At 59.2% G+C, this 23,656-nt stretch carries 12 protein-coding genes and 4 pseudogenes; 11 read left to right on the top strand and 5 right to left on the bottom strand.

Annotated features, from left to right (window positions below; genetic code table 11):
• Positions 1-29 precede the first annotated feature (29 nt).
• Positions 30-1,031 (top strand): annotated as a pseudogene (locus ACVIIV_RS16565) (IS256 family transposase); the annotation flags it as partial.
• A gap of 153 nt (positions 1,032-1,184) precedes the next feature.
• Here ACVIIV_RS16565 and ACVIIV_RS16560 read toward each other — a convergent pair.
• The 3 genes and pseudogenes from ACVIIV_RS16560 to ACVIIV_RS16550 all read right to left on the bottom strand — a co-directional run.
• Positions 1,185-1,424, bottom strand: a pseudogene (locus ACVIIV_RS16560) (IS1096 element passenger TnpR family protein); the annotation flags it as partial.
• A gap of 1,394 nt (positions 1,425-2,818) precedes the next feature.
• Positions 2,819-3,508, bottom strand: a complete 690-nt coding sequence (locus ACVIIV_RS16555) for a YopT-type cysteine protease domain-containing protein (protein WP_456748745.1) — start codon at positions 3,506-3,508, stop codon at positions 2,819-2,821.
• Between the two features lie 824 nt (positions 3,509-4,332).
• Positions 4,333-4,659, bottom strand: coding sequence for a DUF7694 domain-containing protein (locus ACVIIV_RS16550; RefSeq protein ID WP_456748744.1), 327 nt, complete (start codon positions 4,657-4,659; stop codon positions 4,333-4,335).
• A 3,762-nt stretch (positions 4,660-8,421) separates the two neighbouring features.
• Here ACVIIV_RS16550 and ACVIIV_RS16545 point away from each other — a divergent pair.
• From ACVIIV_RS16545 to ACVIIV_RS16505, 9 genes and pseudogenes are all read left to right on the top strand, one after another.
• A complete protein-coding gene (locus ACVIIV_RS16545) occupies positions 8,422-9,891 on the top strand; it encodes an acetyl-CoA carboxylase biotin carboxylase subunit (RefSeq protein WP_456745103.1) in 1,470 nt (489 codons plus the stop codon).
• A 1-nt stretch (position 9,892) separates the two neighbouring features.
• Positions 9,893-10,396 (top strand): acetyl-CoA carboxylase biotin carboxyl carrier protein subunit, encoded by a 504-nt coding sequence (locus tag ACVIIV_RS16540; protein ID WP_456745102.1) that lies wholly within the window; start codon positions 9,893-9,895, stop codon positions 10,394-10,396.
• 1 nt (position 10,397) lies between these two features.
• On the top strand, positions 10,398-12,005 hold the full coding sequence (locus ACVIIV_RS16535; RefSeq protein ID WP_456745101.1) for an acyl-CoA carboxylase subunit beta: 1,608 nt from the start codon (positions 10,398-10,400) through the stop codon (positions 12,003-12,005).
• 577 nt (positions 12,006-12,582) lie between these two features.
• Positions 12,583-13,596 carry an anthranilate phosphoribosyltransferase gene (gene trpD / locus ACVIIV_RS16530; protein ID WP_456745100.1) on the top strand — a complete coding sequence of 338 codons (1,014 nt, stop codon included), beginning with the start codon at positions 12,583-12,585 and terminating at the stop codon, positions 13,594-13,596.
• A 256-nt stretch (positions 13,597-13,852) separates the two neighbouring features.
• A complete protein-coding gene (locus tag ACVIIV_RS16525) occupies positions 13,853-14,038 on the top strand; it encodes a hypothetical protein (RefSeq protein WP_456745099.1) in 186 nt (61 codons plus the stop codon).
• A gap of 975 nt (positions 14,039-15,013) precedes the next feature.
• Positions 15,014-16,134, top strand: a pseudogene (locus ACVIIV_RS16520) (M20 family metallopeptidase).
• Between the two features lie 1,004 nt (positions 16,135-17,138).
• Positions 17,139-17,402 (top strand): hypothetical protein, encoded by a 264-nt coding sequence (locus tag ACVIIV_RS16515; protein WP_456745098.1) that lies wholly within the window; start codon positions 17,139-17,141, stop codon positions 17,400-17,402.
• A 147-nt stretch (positions 17,403-17,549) separates the two neighbouring features.
• Positions 17,550-17,999 carry an AMP-binding protein gene (locus tag ACVIIV_RS16510; protein WP_456745097.1) on the top strand — a complete coding sequence of 150 codons (450 nt, stop codon included), beginning with the start codon at positions 17,550-17,552 and terminating at the stop codon, positions 17,997-17,999.
• Entirely contained in the window at positions 17,881-19,197 is a 1,317-nt protein-coding gene (locus tag ACVIIV_RS16505; RefSeq protein WP_456745096.1) for a preATP grasp domain-containing protein, read from the top strand. Before ACVIIV_RS16510 ends, ACVIIV_RS16505 begins: the two co-directional genes overlap by 119 nt.
• 258 nt (positions 19,198-19,455) lie before the next feature.
• Here ACVIIV_RS16505 and ACVIIV_RS16500 read toward each other — a convergent pair whose 3' ends face one another.
• Positions 19,456-21,354 carry a Ulp1 family isopeptidase gene (locus tag ACVIIV_RS16500; protein ID WP_456745095.1) on the bottom strand — a complete coding sequence of 633 codons (1,899 nt, stop codon included), beginning with the start codon at positions 21,352-21,354 and terminating at the stop codon, positions 19,456-19,458.
• A 158-nt stretch (positions 21,355-21,512) separates the two neighbouring features.
• On the opposite strand from ACVIIV_RS16500, the pseudogene ACVIIV_RS16495 reads away from it, so the two are divergent.
• A pseudogene (locus tag ACVIIV_RS16495) lies at positions 21,513-22,465 on the top strand (IS630 family transposase).
• A gap of 33 nt (positions 22,466-22,498) precedes the next feature.
• On the opposite strand, the gene ACVIIV_RS16490 reads toward ACVIIV_RS16495, so the two are convergent.
• Positions 22,499-23,653 (bottom strand): ribonucleotide-diphosphate reductase subunit beta, encoded by a 1,155-nt coding sequence (locus tag ACVIIV_RS16490; RefSeq protein ID WP_456745094.1) that lies wholly within the window; start codon positions 23,651-23,653, stop codon positions 22,499-22,501.
• Positions 23,654-23,656: the final 3 nt, after the last annotated feature.

The following is a 23,656-nucleotide window of genomic DNA, read 5'->3' as shown; positions in this document are numbered from 1 at the left end:
AACCTAATCTCGCTCCGGGCAGCGCGCCCGAGCTGGAAATCGAATGCCAGACCGGCGCCGCCTATGGCGAGAAGACCCCGAGCGTCTGGCCGAACGCAACGGTTGCCGCGACCGGGTTTTCTGGAGCCCCCGCGCATGGCCGAGAAGGCGCTCACCGCCGCGTTTAGCCGTCTCGACCCGCTGGGTCGACGACGTGGTGCATGCGATGGGCATGACCGGCATCACCAAGAGCTAGGTCAGCCGGTTGTGCGCGGAGATCGACGACGGGGTGAAGGCGTTCCTCGCCTCGCCGATCGAGGGCGAATAGCCGTATCTGCGGATCGACGCCACTGACGTGGAGGTGCGCCAGAATGGTCGCATCGTGTCGGTCGCGGTGATCGTCGCTGGGGCGTCGACAGCTATGGCCGGCGCGAGGTGCTCGGCATGGACATCGGCCCCTCCAAAGCCGAGACGTTCTGGACCGCTTTTCTGCGCAAGCTAGCCGCCGCGGCCAGCGCGGTGTCAAGCTGGCCGTCTCCGCATGATACATTAGGGCCACCGTCGCCAAGGTGCCCTATGCCTCTTGGCAGCGGTGCCGCATCCAGTTCATGCGCAACGCGCTGGCGAATGCCGGCAAAAGCGGCCTTCCCGTGGTCCCCGCCTTCATGGCCACCGCCTTTGCCCAGGATGATGCCGAGGCTGCACGAACGCAGTGGCGGACGTCGCCGACCAACTCCGCCCGAAGCTGCCCAAGCTCGCGGGCTCCCTTGACGAGACTGAGGCCGATGTGCCCGCTTACACGACGGGCCCGCCCCAGCACCGACCAAAATGCACTCCACCAGCCCGATCGTGGGTCTCAACGGCGAGAGCAATCGGCGGACCGAGGTGGTCGACATCTTCCCCGATGAGGACGCCATCGTCCGCCTCATCGGTGAAATCCTGCTCGAGCAGAACGACAAATGGGCCGTCCAGCGCGCCCGTTACATCAAACTGGAAGTCATCGCACCTTGAGTGATGATCCCACTGTCAGCCTACCGGCGATCGCCAGCTGACCTCCCCGGCTCCAGCCGCTGAACGCGGTGACCCGCCGCCAGTTGTACCATGACATGGGACACGATCTCATCGCATCATCTACGTGACACCCCGCCACAATATCGAGAAACGAGGCGACTAGCTCGGATCCCGTTTTGACTGGCGCTTCACGATTATTTTGGCCCGCGTGATGCGCAGACGCGCCTTCCATTTTCCGGACAATGCGGACACACCCTCCTCGCTGTCCGTCGATGAAGTGGCGGTCGAAATCTCTCTGGGCCGCCCTGGGCGCATACGTTCGTGCTCGGGAAGAGACACGGGTCGCCTATGACATCGAGGTATTCGACATAGTCCGGCACACCGCCGACATCTTCCGGAGGACAATGACCGGCGGCATCGAGTAAGAGTGGAAGGCCGTTCGCTGGCCTTTTGTCGGATCACTTTTCGAGCTTGATTGCATGGGCCCAGCCGTCGTCGAAGTCGCAGGGTATTGGATCGTCTTTGGTGAATGACGTCGCGGAGCCGCGCCTTGCAAACATCGATGGACTTCTGCTGACACCTTCTCGCGGCACATGGCATATGCGAGTTTCATGACCTCTTTGAAGAGATCGGCTTGTGTCCATGCTTGACCATACCTTTAAGTCGGACGTCCGCTGGACAGATGGGTGGCTTCCAGACAGGAGTACATCGACCCACACCGGCCGCTTTCGTTTTATGAATCGCGTCGGGTTCGTCAGCTTTCGGAAAGCTAGTCCGTGTACAGTGCCGTTGAAGTTAGCGGCGCGTGGTAGGGACAGCGCTTGCCCTGTGTATGCGTGGGGCCTTTGGGCGCCGAGTCACGTTTCTGCTAACTTCAATCAGTGCGGGCGTGGCAGAGACAGCGTCTGATCCATCCAGCCTGACCAGCGCCGAGTCGCGCCCGCGCTGCTTCCGGTGTGAGACTGGGATCGTATCTAAATCACCGCTCGACGTCTTCCGGATCAAGCTAATAGCCAGCTTGCGCCCGCTCCGCGGAGGAGCTCCGAGCCGAACTTTCAGAATGTCACCTCGCATTATTCCGGAAGAATTGTCAAATGACCTTGTAGTCCAGCTCGGTGCAAAGTTTGATCGTGAGGCTTGGAACGAACACAGTGCACAGTGCTATCACTGCGTCGGTTCCGGTTTTGAGGTCTTCACCAGAGCCTGACGTCGGCGGAAGCGCAGCGACGAGGACAAGGCGCGGATTGTTGCGGAGCTCGTGACGAGCGTCTACTCGGTCGCGCGCCAGTGCGACGGCACGCATTGTCGTCGACAGCAGCTGTTTGGCTGGCGAGGTCGGTAGAGAAGTGGCCGGCGACGATGCCGAAGCAGACGAAATGCAGCTTGTGCCGGCTGTGTCGGATGCGTGATGCCGCCCTTAGCCCTGAGCGCAAAGGCGAAACGCGTCGAACCCCACACGAGGAGCTTAGCCAGCTTTCAGGCAAGCTCGCAAGCTCTAACGGGCCAACGGTCCCGCTTGAGTGCAAGCGCAGCCCATTCAGGCTGACGCGCGAGGGCACGAGCTCATCAATCTGAGTGATCGGCCAGCCTCTCTCTGAACATTCTCCCCTCGCTGCACTACTTCCAGCGAGCTTCCGTCGAGCGTGCCCCTCCAACCTCCGAAGGGCCGCGGTGAGCTCCGCTACCACGGAGGGCGCATGTTCATGGCGCCACAATCCTTGTTCCCTGCCGTGGTTGCACTGTCGGAGGCGATGCGGCTGGTCCGGCATCGATCGCGAAAGGATCCACTCGTGGACCTCGGCAAGGTCTGTTGCAACCTCCGAAACACTCACGTCATCCTTTGTGTGACGACAGTCGATATATCATGTCCGTTCGGGTTTCTGTAGCGGTCGGCGAGACTTCTGAACAAGTCACTCATCTGATCTGACCGAACAGTAAATTCCCCATAATTAGGATCAAAGAGGGTAGTCGTTCCATTCGATGTCGACGTTGCGATTGTGTGGGCGCCACCTGCGGCGAAACGCAAGCTGACCAAATAGATCGACCCATCGTCAGTGACCTCATTCACGATCTGGTCAATGCGCGAAGATGTACCAAACCTATATCGCGTCTGTTCGGCGAACGGCTCTAGGCCGGCTTCGCGTAATATCGTACTTTTTGCCTGAAGGTTGTGAGAACCTTCTGCCCTATCGCTTCGCAACAGGCTCTTGAGGTCTTCATACCGCTGCTGCCGCATTGCCGCTGAGTTGTTATCTTGAGTCCCCGGGCGCAGCGCCCTCATCCTGGATGAAGGGCTGCTGGGGAGATTGAGGAGCCACTCCGCTACCAATCCAACGCAGATTCCGTTGACATTGGCCTCGGGCAATTCAGCAGTCCTGTATTCGAACAGAGGACGGACAGGCCTCGCTGGAGAGGATGGATTTGAGCTGGAGGACAGAGAGGATGTGCTGGGGCCCGAGGTGCTTGGACTATGAATGATTGCATCTGAGGTATGTGGCTTGCTGCAGCAGAGCCCCATTTTGTCGGACAATTCCCCAGATGGCGGGCTCCCCCGTTGAGCGAAATCCGTCAATGTTTGAGCAAACTCGTAACTGTCCGCCGACCGACTCGGTTCGTCAGCTTGATTAGGGCGTGTGGATTGGCCACTAACTCGATTATACATGCCGGTTCGCCTGTTTCAGCGTACGTTTCCTTAGAGCGAGCGCGGGCTGCTTACGCTCTGCTTGCAAATGATATTGAGGCAAGCTGACGACGAGCTGACAACCAGATAAGTTGGGGAAGCTACCGCCCCCCGACCCCCCGCGCCTAATTGGTGTCTCGACCGTCTCTGCTCACGAGCCCCGCTCCAGATGCGGGGTAGTGGCCGACGAGCTCATGACTCATGACTGTCGCACAGCGACGGCAGGCCGACCTTGTGCAATTCCGGATGCAGTCAGGGTGATGGGGCGACAGCGCCTTCGTCAAACTGAATTCGACCGTCGCGTTGGCCTCGATCTCACCATCATCGCGTTATGCCGCCGGTCGGCACACACTTCTCGCTCCGAAGAGTGCGCAATTCGCGTCGTCGCCCCCCAGTGATTGCCTTGTGATCGGTCGTCGACCCGGCGAGATGTTATTGTTGCTGCCGGGCCGCGTTCAGCACGGCTCCGCGATTCCTACCGGGATCAGTGCACAGTTAGCTGCTCCTAGTTGATAGCGGCTAATCAGACTCAGCCCCCCGCACACGGCAACAGGCAATCGATCCTGACATAGACCCGCTTTTATGCCTCAGTTCGGCGGCGCCGAATCGGTGCTTCTGCAGCCGCTCGGCGTCACCTTCCGCTTCGATATTACTAATTCAGCTCATCCTGGTGTCGCGCTCATCCGCGCGAACAACATTGCCGCGTCTGAGGGCCCTAGTCCAACGATGCCTACAAAGCTCGGCGGCGGCATCGGGATATCCCGATGAGTGGGTCTCCACAGGTGAAGGCAATATCGGCTGTTATTTACATACTGCGAATGTGGCGGATGCAGTTGCATGACGCACTCCTCTTCATCCCAGAACAGGTCTTTGACAAAGCACATCTCTTCCCAGTTCGGACAGCGCCGCGGCGTCGAGACAGCGACATGCTCCCAGCCAGTACGGACAAATCCACTTATCTTTAATTCACACCCGCAAGGCCCCTGCACAAAGAACACGCCGCAAGGGCCTGATCCCGGAACCGTAGCGAACCGGCCGTGTTGCACGCGGCCGGCCTCCAGCTTCTCTATGATCCGCGCTCGCACGCCCGCTCCTTTGCCCCTCGGATGGCCTTGAACTCGACGCAGATGACGTTGTCTCGCAACTCGTCAATCAGCTCGATCCTCGGCTCAGCGCTCCTATACCACTCTTCAGTGCACCATCTGAGTAAGCCGCAGATGTCCATCATCACTCGTTCTCCTGTTATAATCTTCTAACGCTCGCATTGTGGGGCGACGAATGCTCTCAGGGGCCATTGATTGCCTGAGTATGAGCAGTAGCACGATCCGCGCAATGGCGAATCAGTCCACCGATTGCACTCCCCACTCATAATGCAACTCTGTCATCGACCTCTCATGCGAAGCATCTTACTCATCGATGCCAGCCAGTATTGGTGGCACATTGCCGAACAGAGCGCGCGAATCAGCAGCAGTAATGTCCGCCATCGCTCTCTCGCGCTTCAAGCAGCGTCAGTGCCCATTTCATGTCTCATGGCGACCTGCTTGAGCACCAGAAATTGACGTCTCTTGGCCGTCACCTCCTGTTCAATGAATTGGTCGGCATCATGGCATGCTCCCTATAGTGGCCTTTGACATCCACATTCCATGATGACGCGCAAAACCAGTGCTGGCACGAGTTGATGCTTCGCGGCGATATTACTGCTTGGTGAGATTGTACTTGATTATTTCGCGGCCTTCTCGTCGAGTCTGAACAGTGCCAACGCGTCATTTATGTGAACAGGCTTGAATTGCATGCGGCCAAATCGAGCGGGCCTGCACCAGAGCCGCGGACGCCTGGCATGAACTGTTTTCGAGCTGATAACATCCAGCGGATCGCCAGCCATCTCGGTGTCTCCTCGTAAGCTAACGGTCAGAAACAATGATTAGTCGATCTCAATGAGCGCGACCATCGGGCGATCTTCCCACGTCACTACGATCCAACTCCTAACGCATTGTTTCCGATATGGCGCTCGCGAAGCGCTCCCCCTTTCGCTGCTAACGCGGGTGTTGTCTTTCAGACGTCGACGTCGCGAACCCGACCACGGGCAGGGGCTCCGTGTCGCCAACTCGGACAAACGCGCAAAGCGGCGCCGGCACTTCTCAGTCGTGGCATGTAGATTGCTGTGGTGACGGAACGCGACCTCCGTGTACCGACGATGCGCCAGCATATCATCGGCCGGATGCTCGCCGCGCAACAAACAACGGTTCTGATACCCGTGCTTTGAAAGAGGGACTGCGAACTTATGAGTGATACGAGGCATGCAAAGCCTGGCATTTTTCCGTGGACCGGCACGGCGCGTGATGAAATGACACATTGGCGCGCACCAAAGCACCCAACGATCAAGCATTACGGCGCGGATTGTCGCTCCCTCCAGGCGCAAAGGAGGTGGAACCTGTGGCCGCTGGCCGCATTCCTGATAAATGCGCTGCTTTGGGCTGGCATCTGCTGGATCGTCGCAGCGTTCTTCTGAAATACTCTCGCGGATGGCAAAGGCGCGAGGGGCTTTTCGACGGCTCTCGCATGTCGCGGCCGAAACGTATGCGCACATCAATCGGACGTGGAGACCTCTTTCGCAGGGTTAGTTCAAGTCCACGCCTGGCGCGGCTACCTGAATATTAAGTTCCGTCCCTCCGACCGACGCAAACGAAATAGCGAGGCATGACGCAGATGTCTCGAACTGGCAAAACTGACATGCCGCCAGCTTGTCGGCCTGGATTGCAGCCGCGACGAAGTGCCAACACTGACCTGTAACAGCTCAACACTGCCACGCGCGGCCGGGATCCGGCCTTCTACGTTCAGCGCGACGCATTGACTGCAAGTCCAGGTCTAGAGTTCTGCATCCTCATGATAAGAGGATTAGCTTTCGAGAAGCTGACTAAACGAGTAGAGCTGAAGCGGCCGTGGGCAGGCGGCCTGCTCCGCCCTCGACGTACGTGTCGCGATCTGGAGCGCGGCACAGGACCGTCGGGACGCCTCGCCCTACGGTGCCGCCTCAACGTCCCGTGCAAGCGCCAATGACTTGCCTGCTGAGCGACATTTGCCTAGCCGTTGGGTGGGGTAGCGATCAACCGGCTGGGGCGTCTTTATCGAACCGCAGCGACGCTTTACAGATCTTGCTCAGGCCACGTATCGTCCTCGTTTCTGCGCGTCTGCCACACGTGGGCACGCCGAGCCAGCTTGTCATATTCCATGGCAATCTTAAGCAGCCTGTCTCTGGGTTTACCGTCAGCGAGCGCTTCCGCTTTCTTTCGCGTTGCTTCCGCACGGGCTCGCCAGTGGTCGGGCTGGTAGAGTTTACTTTTCGGATTCATGCCAAGAGCATGCAATTCGCAGATCAAAGAAATGCGACACCGGTGCTCCGTATAATCACGTAACAGCGACGCTCTGCCTCGGCTGCCGAAGCGGACGGTCGCCATGCACAGCCGGTATTCTGAAATACCAAAGTGCGCGTTGCAGCCGAGGCTTGTACGAAGAATGCACAGCCACGACATGCTCAGACGAGCGGACGCACGAAGGGGCTTGAATCGCACGTAGCGTTAGATTGTACGATCCTGGACAAGTGGGAAGCACGTCCGACAATCCAGACCGTTCCGGACACGTCATGAGAATTGCGAATGTTTCAAACATCTAAACTCACCTGGCGCGACTTAATCAGGACGATAAGATCCTCCAGGTGCATCCTTCTCCGCGCCTCGTCGGAGCTGTTCCTGTCGCGGCTGGACGAAATCGCGCGTTTCGAGATCTGCACGGCAGGCGCTCCCATCACCGTAGCCTCACCGGAACGGACGCAAGACGGAGGCTCCATCCCAGATACCCCCACCCGCCGTCCTCACAGAAGGTGGAACACAGGCGCGATTACACCAAACATAGCCTCGACGCGCGCCATCATGGTTCGCTCTGCACGATCGCATGCATCATCAACAATCGATTGAGCACACTTGGCTTTTGCCTGCTCTCTCTGCGTCGCGATAGCTGCTGGGCCCCTTCGACCTGACGTCGCAGGCGTGCACCCACCGCGCGATCACCGGAAGCTCCAAAATGATCACTTGCTCGGCCAGTTCAGCCGCCAGTGCTTCCCTTCTTCGTGGGGCTCCGCCACCACGGCAGGTCTCGTTTCTGTCGTGCCGGACAGATGACCAGCACCGTACAGTCACGACCGCAGGCACCGTACGTAAGCAGTTCCGGCCTGTTTCCCGGTTGACAGGCCATGTTGCGCTTCGCGCAGGGAACAACAATACCGCAGATCCACCGACCTGAAGGGATAGCATGACTCAAAATCAACGCACTCAGTTGGCTTCGCGCCTCAAGATCTACCACTGCGCCATCGCTCTTGCCCTCACAATGACAGCTGCAATCCCCGGACCGGTCAACGCGCGCGATCAAACGCCGACCGCAGAAGAGAAAGAGGCTTGCACTCACGACGTGTTCCGCCTTTGTAGCAACCACATACCAGATCGCTCCGCTATCATTGCCTGCCTCAGATCCAAGCAAGCGAGCCTCAGTCAGCAATGTCGCCATGTGATCTCCGTGCGAGACACTGACAAGAGAAGCAGCGAATCGAGGTGAAGGATGTGGCGGCCTGTTTCGCTTGCCGCATGCCCAGACGTGGTCCCAGCCTGACCTGCAGGACGATCACGCGAGGTCAGGTGACGAGCATGGCCGCCCACAATTGACGGACGCTCTGGTTCAATCGCGCTTGTCCGGATAGGCGAATGCACAAATTACCCTTCGATACAGTTCTGATCGCCAATAGGGGTGAGATAGCCGTACGTATCATCAAAACGTTGCACAAGCTTGGACTTCGTTCTGCAATTGCCTACCACGAGGTTGACGCGGGAAGCCCGGCCGTCTCAATGGCCGACTTGGCTATTCCGATCAGCGGCCGCACGCCGATCGCAAGCTATCTGGACATCGCGCAGATCATCGCTGCCGCCCACAAGGCGAACGCCGGCGCGCTACATCCGGGTTATGGAATGCTTTCTGAGAATGCGGAATTCGCCAGGGCAGTGATAAAGGCCGGCATTGCGTTCATCGGACCCGCTCCAGAAACTATCGAGCTAATGGGCGATAAGATCCGCGCCCGTAATTTCGTTCAGGGCAACGGCTTTCCAGTCGCACCCTGCGCCATCGAGGAAGATGATCCGGCGACATTCGTTTCGAGAGCGCGGGCTATTGGAGTTCCTTTGCTCGTGAAGCCATCAGGGGGCGGTGGCGGCAAGGGTATGCGGATTGTACGAGACTTTGCTACGTTGGAGGCGGCCATCGAGCAGGCGAGCAGTGAAGCGCGTCGCTACTTTGGAGATGGACGACTTTATGTTGAACGATATATCGAAAGCCCGCGACATATTGAAGTACAGGTGCTCGGTGACTCCTTCGGTAACCTGGTCCATCTCTTCGAGCGCGAATGTTCGGTACAGCGCCGTTTCCAGAAGATCATCGAGGAAACGCCCTCGCCAGCGCTATCACCAGAATTGCGGACCCGGATTTGCGAGACCGCCGTCGGCATCGCCCGTGCAGCGAACTATCAGAATGCAGGAACGGTCGAGTTCATTTTCAGCGGCGGAGAGTTCTACTTTCTGGAAATGAATACACGCCTTCAGGTCGAACATCCGGTGACCGAAATGATCACCGGCGTTGATCTGATCGCCGAGCAAGTCTATGCGGCAGCGGGTCGCGAACTTGCACTTTCGCAGTCCGACATTGTTTCAAATGGGCACGCAATCGAGCTCAGGCTTTGCGCGGAAGCTCCCGAACGCGGATACGTCCCGACCACAGGCAAAGTACTTCTTCTCGAGTATCCGGATGGCGTACGAATCGACAGCGGCATCATGCAAGGCCAGCACATCACGCCGGCGTTCGATCCCATGCTCGCCAAGATCATCGTGCATTCACCGAGCCGCATGGAGGCTGCTCTGAAAGCCCATCGCGCCGTTCGCGAACTGGTTCTACTTGGGTGCGAGACGAACGCGAACTTGCTCGCCCGGATTCTTTGCGACGAGGTATTTCTCGGCGGCCAGTTCCATACGGGATACCTAGAAGAAAACCCACATCTCGCAGCGGGCCACTTTGCTGCCGGAATGTCTGCGTTCCTGGCATCGGCGGCTCTCCTGACGAGACCGGTCCGCGAAGCGGCCGACGCCGTGCCCGAGCTTCACGCAGCACTCGGCAGCTGGAGAAATTGACGTGTATCACTCATTCGAGGTCGACGGCGTAGATCATGAATTGTGGCTTTCATCCAGCCAGCAAGGCTATCGACTTCATCTGCGAGACCAGGTGATTGCCCCTGTCGCGCTCACCCATCGCAGCGACAGTAGCGGCATCTTGACCATTGCGGGCGAGAATGAATCGGTCAGGTTCGCGATCGAGGGCGAACTCATTCACCTCCACATCCGCGGCAGGACGCGCATTTTGCGCTACAATGACCCGTTGCGGGCGTGCGCTTCCGGGAATAACGAGACTCACGCGCTGGTGGCCCGGGCGCCGATGCCTGGCTTTATTGTTGCGATCACAGTTTCGCCTGGTCAATCGGTCTCGGCGGGAATGGCGCTGATGATGATTGAAAGCATGAAGCTGGAAACGATCATACGCTCACCACAGGATGGCATCGTCGATCGAATTCACGTCAAGGAAGGTGAGAGCTTCGAGCACGACGCTGTGCTGGTCACGCTCTCCAAAGAAGGGCGCTGAAATGCAGCGGATCGGTTCCGTGGCGAACGTGAACTCGCAGGAATTTCGTCGCAACGACCTGCACAACAGACAACTTGCCGCCGAATTGAAGGAGCGCCAGCGCCTTGCCCGCTTCCACCGGCCCGAGCGGGACTTCGAGCGGCTGCGTCGGCAGAATAAACTGTTTGTTCGTGAGCGACTCGCGGCCTTGCTCGATCCGGAAACTCCGTTCCTAGAGCTTTCGACGCTGGCGGCTAACAAGGCATACGACGGCGAGGTGCCCGGCGCCGCCCAGGTCGTCGGCATCGGCATTGTGGCGGGGCGAGAGGTTATTGTTCACGCCGACGATGCCAGCGTGAAGAGCGGCGCATGGTATCCGCTCTCGGTCAAGAAGATCGTGCGGGCACTGGATATAGCCATCGAAAACCGTCTGCCGGTGATTCACCTGTGCGACTGCGCCGGCGGATTCCTGCCTTTGCAGGCGGAATTCTTTGCTGATCGCTACCATGCCGGTCGAATTCTCCGCAATCAATCCGTTCTCTCGAAGATGGGGGTGCCGCAGGTCGCCATCGTCATGGGCCACTGCAGCGCGGCAGGGGCCTACGTCCCGGCGCTTAGTGAATACAACATTATCGTCGAAGGTACTGGGGCGCTTTTTCTGGGCGGCCCTCCGGTCGTGAAGGCTGCCACCGGCGAACAAGTATCCGCCGAAGAACTTGGCGGCGCCCTCATGCACACCAGCGTGTCGGGCACCAGTGATTACTTCGCAAGCTCCGAGATCCATGCAATTGCGATTGCCCGCGACGTCGTTGCTCGCTTCCACCAACCGGCGAAGACTTCGATCGATCGAGTAGCCCCCGAGCCGCCCGCCTATATTGCGTCCGAACTCTACGGGATCATTCCAAAGGACACGCGAGCGCAGTTCGACATGCGAGAGATCATCGCTCGTCTGGTCGATGGCAGCCGATTTCAAGAATACCAGCCACGCTATGCGACATCACTCGTGTGCGGCTTTGCGCGGCTTCATGGATATCAAATCGGGATCCTTGCCAATAATCGCGTGCTGTTCGGCGACAGCGCGCTAAAGGGGGCTCATTTCATTCAGCTGTGCGACAAGAACCGGACGCCCCTGCTCTTCCTACAGAACGTCACGGGCTTTATGGTTGGCCGCGAATATGAACGACGCGGGATCACCAAGGACGGGGCCAAGCTGATCATGGCGGTGTCCGGAGCGTCCGTGCCGAAGTTTACGATCATTTGTAATAGCTCGCACGGCGCAGGAACTTACGCTATGTCGGGACGCGCGTTTGATCCTCGATTCGTGTTCAGCTGGCCGAATTCTCAGATATCCGCGATGGGCGCCGAGCAGGCCGCCGGAGTTCTGACCCACGTCAAGGCGAGACAATTGGCTCGGGCCGGAGGGCGCCTCTCGGACCAGGAATTGGCAGCCATTCGAGCACCGATTCTTGAAGAATATCGCGAGCGGTCAAGTGCCTATTATGCGACCTCGGAAATCTGGGACGACGGCATTCTTGATCCTGTCGATACTAGAACTGCCCTCGCAATCGCATTGAGCGCTTCGCTCAATGCGCCGATCGACGCGCCGCAGTACGGCGTATTCCGACTGTAAGACAGGACCGAACACGGGCGCCTCACCGCCTCACGCGGACGGATCAACGGGACGAGTCCATCGCTCTATGAAGGCTGTCCTGCGCACCTTCATTTGCAATCAGGTCGCGTTATTTTGGAGAGCAAGCGGACATCGGCCCCGACCTACCCAACACCGATAGCCTCGAAGCAGTTAGGGGAAGCCGCTTCAACGCTCCACGATGCCGGCGCCGGAAAGCTAAGGCTTTGAAGGATGCGGTGATCCGGCCGGAACCACGGTAAAGAGGCCGCTGCGGACGCGGCAAGCGGGCGCGAGACAGTGCCATCGGTCCTGGCGTCAAGCAACTGCCGTGTTCTAACTGGCCGACGATCTCCTCTCGACGGCACCACCGAAATGGAGAGCTTGATCCTCACGTAGCGTCAGGTTGTAGCCTCACCAAGGGTGCCCACACTCAACCGACTGCCGCTTCGAGCATCAATGAGGCCATGGCGCGTGCGGATGGGACGGGCAGTTGCATCAAGGCAACCGGTGCCAGGTCTCAACGATGCCTGGTTGAACGGAAGAGCCCTAGGTTTGGACAAGGAACGTGTAAAGTTCGATGGAAGCGCTTAAATCGATCATCGGCAAAGTTGCCACCGGCGCCACTCTGACGCGTGAGGAAACTGCGTCAGCCTTCGACAGCGTGATGTCGGGTTACGCGACTCCCTCGCAAATCGGTGGCTTCTTGATGGGGATGCGGGTCCGGGGCGAGACGGTCGAAGAAGTCACCGGCGCCGCCTCCGCGATGCGAAATAGAATGCCGCGGGTGGAGGCGGCATGCGCCCCCATCGGTATCGCTGGCACGAGCGACGCCCTTATGTATTCGGTCAACGTGTCGACGTGTGCTTCCTTCATTGTCGCCGGGGCCGGCATTCCTGTGGCCAAGCATGCCAATCGCGCTGCGTCTTCGGGTTCAAGCGCCGCGGACGTGTTGGCGCGCCTCGGCGTGAAGGTCGATCTCAAACCTGAAGCCATTGCACGTTGTGTGCAGGAAGCCGACATCGGCTTCATGTTTGCATCAGCCCATTATCCGGCGATGCAGCGCCTCGGCCAGATCCGGAGCGCACTTGGAACCCACACGATCTTTAATCTGATCGAGCCTCTGTGCAATCCGGCCAGGGTCAAGCGGCAGATCGTTGGGGTATTCTCTCCCGAATGGGTCCAGCCTCTGGCGTACGTCCTGAAGAATCTTGGTGCCGAGTCGGTATGGGTTGTTCATGGCTCGGACGGGCTCGACGAAATAACCCTCACCGGTCCAACCTTTGTTGCTGCGCTTGAGACGGGTATAATCCGCACCTTCGAAGTGACGCCGGAAGAAGCCGGGCTCGCCCGCTGCCGTAACGACGCGCTGGAGAGCAGCGATGCCGAGGCTAATGCCGTTGCGCTGCAAAATGTGCTCGATGGCGTACCAGGTCGATTTCGCGACGCCGCGCTTTTGAACGCGGCGGCGGCATTGGTCGTGGCCGGGCGGGCCTCGACCCTGCAGGAAGGCGTAGCACTTGGACAAGAATCACTTGATCGCGGCGCCGCAGCCGCTCGACTGCAGCGCCTGATCGCGGTTTCGAACGCGTGACAGCCGAGCTGGCCGATGTTCCAGTATTCCGACCAAGACTGCTGCTCACGAGCGCGAAAATATTGCAGCCGCGAATGCGCGTCACTTCTGCGGGATTTGCGGGAGCGTGCGCCGCCTGCGCTCGCCCGGACGAAAGCAATTCGCGCTGAGCACGCGGCCCGAGATCCAACTTTTTTAACGAGGAGAGGCTGTTGCACCCGGGTTGCCGAGATGAGGACCCGCGACGAAGCGCGCTGCGCGCCAAAGGAGACAATCGATGATGTCCTGGCAGAAGCTTGAAACACTCGAATCTATTGCAGTGACAGAACGCATCATTCGGAAATTTCGGGAATTGATCGATACAGATAGCTCGATCCCGCCGGAGCTGCGGGGTACGCTGCACGCGACGCTCGATGAGCATCTTCTCGAGGCAAAAAGGCGTGTTCTCCTAAGAGCGCATTAGGTGCGCCGATGCCGTCTACATGCGGAGAGACTCTGGCAGGGCATCATCCCGTCCGCACGGGGCGGCCCAGCGAGGTTCCAGCCCAGCTGGTCGGATCGCGACTACGACTCCATGTGCACTGGCGCGTCGCCGGGCCGCTCAGCGCGGTTCTCTGCTTGAAGAGGGTCCTACTGAAACAAGTGACGGCGGCAATTCTCAGTTCTGCCGCTGCAATCGCCGATCCGGCGTAACGCGGCGAGATATTGCACGTCCGTCCAGTCATGATTGTAGCTGATCCAGAGGACATCGAAGTCATACCCGGTCTCAATCTGAGCTTACTCGTCACGCAATTCCGGCACCAGGTACCTCATTACAGGCCCAACAGCAATCAAAGTCGTCTCTGGGTATGGAGAAACTAGAAGTGGGTACAACTCCAGAGGCAGATCATCAGCCACCAATTCTCTCCTGCGATTCGGGATATGCCGTCTATCCAACCGGCAGAGTTCCGTCAGGTCATGCGAAGTCTGGCGAGCGGTGTCGCCATCGTGACGACCGGAACGGCAGCCGGACGACGAGGACTGACGGTGAGTTCAGAACCCGACCAAACGACGTTTCGGGGTCGAGATCACAGCTCACGTTGCAGACCGACTGCTGCGCACGCACCGGACCTGGTGGCGTCGCGAAACTCTCTGGCGGAAGAGATTCAACGTTGCGCCAACCTACGATTACAGGGACATCGACACAGCTCACCAGAACGTCCGAGTCCAGTACGGCCTCTGCTGCAGAATCCCGTCGAAAACTACCAGCTTTGGTAGCTCAGTTATGATCGACAGGCGCGTAGCGTCCTTGCCGAAGCAAGATCGAGTCCAGAGGCATGACCGGGTCACAACGGTTGGCGCCTCTCTAGATCTTCGGGCTCGATTCTGAGTGAGTACATGGGTGATGTCATCATCTTGCAGAAGCGATGACAATCGAATTCAAAGGCGTCAGATAACTATGTCCAGCAACGGGTTCGAAATCGCCCCGATTCTCAAGGGCATTCGCCGCTGGGTCGTGATCGAATCTCCGACGGAGCGGCCGGATCAGATCAACAAACTGGCTGATGTCGTCGCAGCAGGCTATCGCGACCTGCCGGCCAGCGTCGAGCGCGTTGCGGGGCGCGACGGCTGCGGCGATCATTTGATCACCCGCTCTTCTTGGGGCAGGGCGTACCGGGCATTCTGGTGTTGAGCCATCTCGACACCGTTCATCTAAGGGGATCCATCGAACGGCTCCCATTCAAGATCGAGGGCGACAGTGCGTTCGGCCCCGGCATCTACGACATGAAGGGCGGTGCCTATCTCGCCTATCACGCATTCCGGCAAATCTGCGCCGATGACGCACGCCCGCCGCTCGGCATCACCCAGCTCTACGTCTCGGACGAAGAGATCGGCAGCCCAACCTCGCGCGCTGATCGAGGCCAAGGGCCGGAAGGCCAAATACGTGCTGGTGCTCGAGCCGGCTCGCGACGGCGGCAAGGTCGTCACCGGGCACAAGGGCGTTGCGCGCTTCGACGTATTCGTCAAGGGCGCGCCCGCGCATGCTGGCACGCACCCCGAGGACGGCCGCAGCGCGATCCGGGAACTCGGCCATGTGATCCACACGCTGGCGGCGATGTACGATCTCACACGCGGTATCACCGTCAATGTCGGCGTCGTCCGCGGCGGGACCAGGCCCAACGTGATCGCGGAACTGGCCTATGCGCAAGTCGACATGCGCGTCCCGACCATGGCCCATGCCGACGAGCTGGTGCCGAGGTTTCTCGGCATCAGCTCGCGCACCGAGGGCGTCAGCGTGAAGGTATCAGGCGAATTGAACCGCCCCCATATGAGAAGACCAGCGCCGGTGCCGCGCTTTACGCACACGCCAAAGAGCTCGCCGCCGAGCTTGGCTTCGAGCTGCTCGACGCGTTCAGCGGCGGCGGCTCCGATGGCAATTTCACCGCGCCGCATACCGCGACCCTTGACGGCCTTGGCCTCGACGGCAAGGGCACGCATACGTATTATGAGCAACTCTACATCTCGTCGATTGAACCTCGCGCGCGGCTGCTGCACCGCCTCTATCAGACGCTGCGATAATCCCGGCATCAGGCGAAGTCAGCGACCGCGACGTGCGTTGGATGACGGCCGCCGGCACATTCGCAGGATCCTTCCTCGCCCTCCTCCAAGAGCTACAGGCTACGCGCCCCCAATCAGACCGACCTGATCGAAAACTATCGGTCGGATGCCGCATTTGGCATTGCAGGGTCAGCGTCGGACAGAAGTGACTGAGCTATTCAATGACGGCGCAGCGGAGGTCAGGCACGCAATCGGCTGCAACGGTAGCGAGCACTTGGTCGCAAAGGGGCGAGCGTTTCCGACAATGGGCTCGTCGGCAGCGACCCCGATCTCAAAGGGAGACGAACTTTCTTGACGCCAACCGCAGCGCTGAAAGCGTGCGACACCAGACCGGCCGGCGGCCTTTTTTCCGGCAGCCTGAGGGCTTGCCATGTTCTCACAGGCTGCCAAAAAGAGCTTGAATCGGACGTAACGTTAAGTTGTACGGTTTTGAGGTTGGATCTTGGTCGCCGCGGGGATTGTGAAGGATTGCGAATGTCTCAGCTGGTCAGATCCACGCCCCGATGGTCGGTCATGATCCTGATCCCCGGTGGCGGGTTGGCCGGAAGGGCTATACACCGAGTCCCGATTGCGGCGCGATGGCTCGCACGCAGCTTTGAATGGTTCGGCAGTCAGGAACCGAGACTATCTGGCTGTCTTAGGCCGGGCCACCAGAGAGCCGATGAGGTCAGAATTGATCGACGTGAACCTCCATCCGAAGCCCCTACGGGGGGGCGCTGCCTCCCGAATCTGAAACAAGCCCCTCCTCTGGCGCGACACCGCGCCAAAATCAGTTCGCCGAACCGGCTTTCCGCTCTATTCAAACTACTTTCCCGTGGCTGGCGAGGCATTTCCATCGCGCAAAGGTGCGACAGACGGCGGGCCTCAGAACGGCGTCAGGCTTTCAAAGAGCCTGAGCTGCAAGTGTCGCTCCGCGTGACCAGCGCGGCATCGGAAGATATTGCTTGGCATTATGGAGCAGCAAGTTGAAAGAGCCCGACGGCGTCAAGAAGGTCCTTTTAGTCGACCATATTGAAGGCCAATGCCGTTGCATTATCGGCTTCAAAGATGGAGATGCCAGAGAGGCCTATATGTGCGGCGAGCCTGTATATCAAAGACGCGGCAAGAAACTGTCTTCGTGGTGTGCCTATCACTACGGACAGATGCACACGACCGCCGCCCAGCAGAACAGAGTGAGTGATCAATCGCCTGAGATCCCTCAAGCAATATCCATTGCTCGCAATCCATGACAACCATCAAAAACCGGATCCTACCAAGGCCGTGTGATCATAGCCTGTCCAAGGGCCAACCGAAGCATGTGATCGGGGCCTCGCCAAGCAGTTCCGGGTTGCGGCGGAAGCAACTCGCGACAAACGTACTGTGCGGGTCTGACGTCCATGAATAACGAGTTGGATCTCTGCAGCCTGATCGAGCGAAACGGTGCGTATGTCCCCGACAAAACTGCGATCCATTTCGAAGGGCAGACTCTCAGCTACGTCAGCCTCAACCGACAGACCGAGCGGATCGCTCGCCTCCAGAGCCAGCTCGCCGTCCAGAGGGGAGACCGGATCGCGATCCTCAGCTTCAGCAGGCCGAATTATCTGGGGATGCAATGGTCGATGCGGCGCGAAATCAAGCTTCGCTCAGTGCCTCACCACGGCGCAGCAAGTTCAGCATTGTTGCATCACGATCCTTGTCTGATCGCGTCCAAATGCCCGGAGGTCGCGGATGCCGCGGATTCTGATCATGAATGCCGGTACAGCTCAAATGTCGGGCGCCGCTCTGACACCAGCTCAACTTTCGCTGGCCGCCAACTCGGCATACCGTTCAGCGTGGTTCGCTCATGAGGGTGACCTGATAGTCTCCCCGGTAGTCATCCCGGCGGATCTGCTATCCTTCATTGGCGCGACGCTCGATTTCGCCGCATCAAGTCTCTGCGTGCTTGTACCTCAAGGCGGCAGCCAATCGCCGGTGCTTGATGATTGCACACTCCTGTCCAAGACTGTTGTTGAGCGAATCAACAGACATATTCGTCAGAAATCAACCTGGCGATTGTATCCCTGCTACTCTACTGAAGGCGTCGCACGCCTGGCGGCCATGCTAGGCATACCGCAGACCGGCGACGACTTCGCTCTGCAGCGAGGGCCTGATCTGTTGAACCGCAAGAGCCACTTCCGTCAATTGGCGACAAGCGTCGCACTTCCGCTGCCCAATGGATCTGTCACGACGGACTCAAACGAACTATTCAGAGCGGTCACTTCCCTCAGAACCGAGACCGGCAGCGTCATTGTAAAGCTGGACAATGGAGCCGGTGGAGTCGGAAATGTCATCTTGACCGGCGATGAAAGCGATCCACTACCTGGGGCAAGAGATACCCGGCGAATTTCATGGCCGTCGTTTGATCCTGACGCGCTTTGGTCTGAGATGACAACAGCATCGTGTAAGACGCTGGTCGTGGAATCGTACCACCTGGCCGGGTCTTTGTTCTATCTTGAGTATGAAATCGAGGATGATGGTTCAATCGTTTTCATGAACAGCGGAAACATACGTCTGCGTAAAAGCGCGGATCGATCCGAAAGAGCTCTGATCTGGACAGGACTTGAGCTTCCAAGCGACCTGGGGAACGAGCAATGGTTGACCGCCCAGGCGCATGCCTACCGATTTGTGGCGCTTGCGCGAGACCTGGGATATCGCGGAATGATCAACATTGACGCCATTTTCGCGGATGACGGACGGTTGCTGTTTAATGAAGCAAACGGCCGCTGGGGTGGCGGCTCGGTGTTACACAGCATTGCCGTCCGGCTGCTGGGCTTCGACTATTCCGGTTGCAACGTTATTTTGTCCGTAAGAAATGTTCGATCACGATCTTTCCAAACAGCGCATGATCGTTTCGTCAAGAACGGATTTCTGTTCGACCGCACACGCAAGGAGGGCGTGATCCCGCTTGCCGCCGACGAAGAGGCTGGCACGGTGGAGTGCCTTGTGATTGCGCGCGATAGGCCCGCGGCCCGCCATCTGCAGCACCTGCTACTGAGAATGGTTTGATTCAGATCCCAGCGACGATATCTTCAACCGCTCAATTCATCCGAACTTGCCCCTGCTTTGGCACGCGCTGGAAATCGGTACCTGACGATTGACGTGAATGTCTGCTTCGCCTTGCTCGAGCTCTGTCAGCCCCAATCGCGCCCCCCTTAAGCCGCTCCTGAAGTGCTGGCCGATCGGCGATAAGGTGCCCGAGGTGCAGCGGCTCGTTGTCTGGCCGCTCGCCCTGCGCCAATCGTCCAATCAGCGCTCGCGTTGCGTCTACCACATAGACTCCGCAAGCATGGCCGTTCTGCTGCCGGGCCATGCCGCCAGGTTGCAGACGGGTTCTGCAACGGTTCTGTTGCGAGACCCGGCGGAGTCATAGTGATAGGCAACCGGCGCGGTGGGCACCCGCCGATCAACCAGCAGAAGCGACCAGTGGGCGCCGCCGCCAGTAGCGGCACCATCGTTCACAGGCACGAACAGGAAGTTGGCGGTATCGTTGCCATCCTGATCGTTGACGATCTGCCGGAAGGTTTGTACGCGATCGCTCTGGCTCGGGATCAAGCGCAGCAGCTGCGCTTGCGCGGGTTGAAGGAACCGGGTTTGGGCGGCGAGATCCGGATCGCTCCTCTGCAACTCTTCTTCCATGAGCGCGTAGTCGGCCGTGATATGCTCATCGCCTAGCCATTCCGTGACACCGAGCAGCGGTGCGCTCCGCCCCTGGAGCGGGACCGGAATCTCAGCCGCGATCTGTGCGTCAGGTGGGGTGCCTATTGGGGCAAAGTGGGCATCATCGCGCAACTCCTGCGATAGCAAATTAACCAGAGCCCCCACACGGCTTTCGACATCACAGGACCGAAGCTCGAGAGAGGATGGCGTGGTCGGCAACATGCTCCAATCAAAGTTGGACGAGGTGGGCAGCGACCAGCTTGAGGTCGCCCCAATAGCCGATGCAGCTTGCTCTATCTCCTGCGGCTGATCAGGGTTGATTGACCCGGACCACGGCGGGCGGTCCTCCAACATTCCCCAAAGGACATCCGGATCGTAACTTGCGGGGAGATGCAATGGCCAGTTGACCTCTCCCTGAGGCGCGCTTTGCCGCGCAGCGGCCTCCTCGAGGTGTCTCACGGTCGAGTGCGGTGCTGCTTCGTAATCAAGTCCACTCTGTGTCTGCCATAGTGAGACACCCAGTTGATCGGCTGCAGGCTGCGCTAAAGCGCGGACTTCTGAACTGCTGATCTGGCTTAACTGCTGCTCGATCGGCCCGTCTTGCGGACCATTTTCGATCCTCCTTATTTTGGCTGGCCTCGAGTCCGCTGCGCCGTGCTCAAAAACCTCCTCGCTCCGCAGGAGGTCGCCCCAATCAAGTGCATCGATCGGTTCGTCCGCGGCCGCCCAGTCGTCGTAGTGCCAGTTCGACGGACCTGGGGACACTTCGGGACACTTCGCCTGTTGCTGATTCCAGGCTGGTTGGAGAGACGACGACATTCCGGGTACGTCCAGAGCCGCCAATAGATGCAGGTCGTCCTCTGCCATGGCAAGGTCCACAGGCGAGCTGATAGATCCCGCGGACGCGGGATGCTGCCCAGCAGCGTCAGCAGCGCGCTTGAGTTCTATGGCTCTAACGCCCGCCGGCGACTTCAGAAGATGAGCCAGTGCGGCACCGGTCTTCGCATGGCCGCCAGAGTTCTTGTAGGCCTCGACATCTTTCACCAGCGACCCGTCGGACAGGCGGGCAGCAATGCTTTCTTTGTGGTTTTGACGCAAGTAGTCGCTGAAACCGGTCAGAAAAGGCGCATAGTTCCTGGCAGTAGGCTTAGATTCTGTGGCCTTGTAATCTCTGATCAGGTCAGCATCCTCGGGATAAGGGCTGAGGACAGGTCGGCCCTTCCTCGGCGCTATGCCGGCGGCCGACCGAGAGGCCCGGCGATGAGCCAGCGCCGCAACCACTTGCTGGTCCCCGCCGCTCGCTTTGAATGCCTCCACGTCTTTGTCCAGCGACTCCGCACCGGTCCGACCAGCAATGGCTGGCTTGTTGTTTGCAAACAGCCACTGGCTCAGTTTGCGAATACAACGGCCAGTAGCCTCGGCGCTGGCCTCTTCGTACCTGGCTGCGACAAGTGCCTTTTCCAGCCCGGAAATAAGCCGAGCATCCTCGGAATGGAACGGGGTCACTACCGCTTTGACTCGGCTTGCATTCGGCGCGATTCCGTCTGCCGATTGCGCGGCCCGCAGATGATCTAGAGCGTTGGCCCATCTGACTGAATCGTTGGGGATTCACAAATCAGCGATTTGGTGATTCAAGCTAGTCGCCGGATTGGAGGCCGGCGGGCATGGCAAAACCGCTGTCGATGGATCTTCGTGAACGTGTGCTTGCCTGTATTGGAAGTGGCGTTTCAGGCTGGCGAGCGATTTGGAGTCAGTGCGGCAAGCGTAAGCCGCTGGCGAACTCGTGAGCGGGAGCAAGGTGATGCCCAGCCGAGAGCTCAAGGCGGCCATCGTAAGTCTCACCGGATTGATGCCCATCAGGGAACGATCATGACCCTGCTTGAGGCGGCGCCCGACCTCACCATCGAGGAATTGCGTGATAGCTTGAGCAAACAAGGCCTGTCCTTTGGTTATGGCACGCTCCGCCGCTTTTTCGAGCGCCACAAGATCACGCGTAAAAAAAGACCGCCCATGCCTCGGAACAGGATCGCCCGGATGTCGTGACGCGGCGTGAAGCCTGGCGCGAGAGCCAGAGTAATCTCGACCGGGATCGGCTCGTCTTCATCGATGAGACATGGGCATCGACCAACATGGCGCGAACGCATGGTCGCTGCCGACGCGGCGAGCGCCTGCGGGCCAGCGTTCCTCACGGCCACTGGAAAACGACAACCTGCGTGGCCGCTCTAACCACGCGCGGCATGATCGCGCCCTGGGTGCTCGATGGTCCTATCAACCGCGATGCCTTCGAGACCTATGTTGAAAAGGTGCTGATCCCTGAGCTTCCAGATCGAGCCATCGTCGTCATGGACAATCCCTCCAGCCACAAAGGGCCGCACATACGCGAGCTGATCGAGGCGGCTGGCGCTACGCTCCTGTATCTTCCGCCCTACAGTCCCGACCTCAACCCCTTCGAGAACGCCTTCGCCAAGCTCAAAGCCAACTTGCGAAAGGCCGCGAACGCACCGTCGGCGGCCTTTGGGATGCTGTCGGGCGCATCATCGACACCTACACGCCCGCAGAATCCACAAACTACTTCACTGCCGCAGGCTACTTGCAACCTGATCGGCTAACGCTCTAGGAAAAGGCACTGGTCGCCATCGTGACCCGACGCTCAGTCCCAACTGAGCGCTCCGCCATTCTGATATTCAATCACCCGGGTCTCGAAGAAATTCTTCTCCTTCTTTAGGTCCATCGCCTCCGACATCCACGGGAACGGGTTTTCCACCTCGCCAAAGACAGGCGCGAGCCCAATCTGGGCGCAGCGGCGATTGGCGATGAAGTGCATGTACTGCTCGCACAGCGCCGCATTCAGCCCGAGGAAGCCGCGCGGCATGGTATCGCGGCCATAGGCAGCCTCCAGCTCGGCCGCGTCACGGATCATGCCGCGAATCTCGTCCTGGAATGCTGGCGTCCATAGATGCGGATTCTCGATCTTGATCTGGTTGATCACGTCGATACCGAAGTTCAGATGGATGCTCTCGTCGCGCAGGATGTACTGATACTGCTCGGCGATGCCGACCATCTTGTTGCGGCGGCCGAGCGACAGGATCTGCGCGAAGCCGGTATAGAACCACATTCCTTCGAACACGACGTAGAAGGCGACGAGGTCACGCAGGAAGGCGCGATCATTGTCCGGCCTGCCCGTCTGGAACGACGGATCGTCCAGATGCTGGGTGTGCTTGAGCGCCCAGGCCGCCTTGTCGGTAATCGACGGCACCTCGCGATACATGTTGAACAGCTCGCCCTCATCGAGGCCAAGACTGTCGACGATGTACTGGAAGGTATGGGTGTGGACCGCCTCCTCAAACGCCTGCCGCAGCAGATACTGCCGGCACTCCGGATTAGTCAGGTGGCGATAGATCGCCAGCACGATGTTGTTGGCGACGAGTGACTCCGAAGCAGCGAAAAAGCCGAGATTGCGCTTGATCGCGCGCCGCTCGTCCTCGGTCAGGCCGTCCCGCGACTTCCATAGGGCGATGTCGGCCTGCATCGAAACTTCGGTCGGCATCCAGTGATTGTTGCAGCCGGAGAGATATTTCTCCCACGCCCATTTGTACTTCAGCGGAAGCAGCTGGTTGACGTCGGCACGGCAGTTGATCATCCGCTTCTCGTCGACCGAGACGCGGCCGCCGGCGCGGTCGATCGCCCCCAGGCCGGTCGGATCGACCGGCTCGAGCTTGAGTTGGGTCTGCGGATGCAGCGCCGCGGCGAGGCTTGAGGCGGCCAGAGCGGCCGCCGTGGTTTCGGTATCGGACCAGTCGAGCATCGT

Source organism: Bradyrhizobium sp. USDA 4354 (genome assembly GCF_054060315.1).
Note: the sequence above shows the minus strand (reverse complement) of the source record. Positions and strands in the feature narration are given on the sequence as shown.